1 protein-coding gene is annotated in these 1,509 nt (G+C 69.4%); it reads left to right on the top strand.

Annotated features, from left to right (window positions below; translation table 11 throughout):
- The first annotated feature begins 263 nt into the window (after positions 1-263).
- Complete coding sequence (locus ACH4XV_RS48455) at positions 264-1,472, top strand: IS110 family transposase (protein ID WP_395801038.1); 1,209 nt, start codon at positions 264-266, stop codon at positions 1,470-1,472.
- Positions 1,473-1,509: the final 37 nt, after the last annotated feature.

Raw genomic sequence — 1,509 nt, 5'->3', positions numbered from 1 at the left:
CCCCGTTACCTTTTTCGTGGTCCTGAAATGGGGCTCCTGGCCTCCGGGTCCGGCATGGCTTTTGCCCCCTGTCGAACGCATGACCTGGGGGGTGGTGTCACCGGACCCGGAGCACCGTTTGACCGCTGATGAGAGGCCTGACCGCCACCCGGCCGAGCGCAACGCACGGTCTCCGATGGGTGGTTGGTCTGCGTAACGTGGATGCGCGCGTGCGGTGCGAAGGCGTGAGGCCGGGACCGGAACGACACCCTGGGAGGGGTGCGGTGCTCGACACCGGTGACATCAAGGTCTTCCTCGGTCTGGACGTGGGCAAATCCGAGCACCACGGCCACGGCCTCACAGCCGCCGGCAAGACCGTGTTCGACAAGAGGCTGCCCAACAGCGAGCCCAAACTGCGGGCCGTCTTCGACAAGCTGCGGGCGAAGTTCGGGACCGTGCTGGTGATCGTGGACCAGCCCGCCTCGATCGGCGCCCTGCCGCTGACGGTGGCCCGCGACGCCGGCTGCGAGGTCGCCTACCTGCCCGGCCTGGCGATGCGCCGCATAGCGGACCTCTACCCGGGCGAGGCCAAGACCGACGCCCGCGACGCCCACGTCATCGCCGACGCCGCCCGCACCATGCCCCACACCCTCCGAGCCCTGGAGGCCACCGACGAGACCACCGCGACCCTGACGGTCCTCACCGGCTTCGACCAGGACCTCGCCGCCGAGGCCACCCGCACCAGCAACCGCATCCGCGGCCTGCTCACCCAGTTCCACCCCAGCCTCGAACGCGTCCTCGGACCCCGCCTGGACCACCCGGCCGTCACCCACCTCCTCGAACGACACGGCTCGCCCGCCGCCCTGCGCAAGGCCGGACGCCGCAGACTCGTGGCCCTGATACGCCCCAAAGCCCCGCGCATGGCCGAACGCCTCGTGAACGACGTCTTCGACGCACTCGACGAACAGACCGTCGTCGTCCCGGGCACCGCCACCCTCGACACCGTCGTGCCCTCCCTGGCCCGCTCGCTCGCCGCCGTCCACGAACAACGACGCGCCGTCGAAACGCAGATCGGCGAGCTGTTGGAGGCCCACCCTCTTTCGCAGGTCCTGACCTCGATGCCCGGAGTCGGCGTCAGGACCGCAGCCACCCTCCTGGTGACCATCGGCGACGCAACCTCGTTCCCCACCGCCGCCCACCTGGCCTCCTACGCCGGCCTCGCCCCGGCAACGAAATCCTCCGGCACGTCGATCCACGGCGAACACGCCCCCAGGACAGGCAACCGACTCCTGAAACGGGCCATGTTCCTCTCCGCGTTCGCGGCCCTGCACGACCCCGCCTCCCGCACCTACTACGACCGATGCAGAGCCCGCGGCAAGACTCACACCCAGGCCCTCCTCCGCCTCGCCCGCCAACGCATCAACGTCCTGTTCGCCATGCTCAGAGACGAAACCTTCTACGAATCCCGACCCGCCGAATCGGCCGCAGCATGACCCGATCTCGGTTGACGAAAGACATAGAGGCACCCCC

Source organism: Embleya sp. NPDC020630, from assembly GCF_044334985.1.
Lineage (GTDB): Bacteria > Actinomycetota > Actinomycetes > Streptomycetales > Streptomycetaceae > Embleya.
The sequence above is the reverse complement of the archived record's forward strand: the minus strand, read 5'-3'. Positions and strand labels throughout refer to the sequence as shown.